The sequence below is a fragment of the Zoogloea sp. LCSB751 genome (assembly GCF_002028455.1).
Taxonomy (GTDB): Bacteria; Pseudomonadota; Gammaproteobacteria; order Burkholderiales; family Rhodocyclaceae; genus Zoogloea.
Genome location: NZ_MWUM01000716.1, coordinates 1 through 229, shown reverse-complemented (window position 1 = coordinate 229; position 229 = coordinate 1). Strand labels below are relative to the sequence as shown.

Sequence of the window (229 nt, the reverse complement as noted above, 5' to 3'; positions counted from 1 at the left end):
CATCATTGCCATTGATAGCCTCAGCTATGCCGCTAAAGCGCTCGAGAAAGGCAATGTGCTGGCACATAGGCCGACTTACAGCGCGCTTAATAGCGATAAACTGCGACAGACGCTGGATAAGCACCATCTTGCCGCTATGCAATGTCCTGAAGTTTGGCAGGATTGGCGAGTGCAACTTAACTGCATGCTTAACGCCCTTATAACACAAGGTGCAAAACCCTAAACAGAC

1 protein-coding gene is annotated in these 229 nt (G+C 49.3%); it reads left to right on the top strand.

The window, feature by feature from the left end:
* Window positions 1–223: hypothetical protein (locus B4920_RS30290; protein WP_216820165.1), on the top strand; the 223-nt coding region annotated here is incomplete at its 5' end.
* Window positions 224–229: the final 6 nt, after the last annotated feature.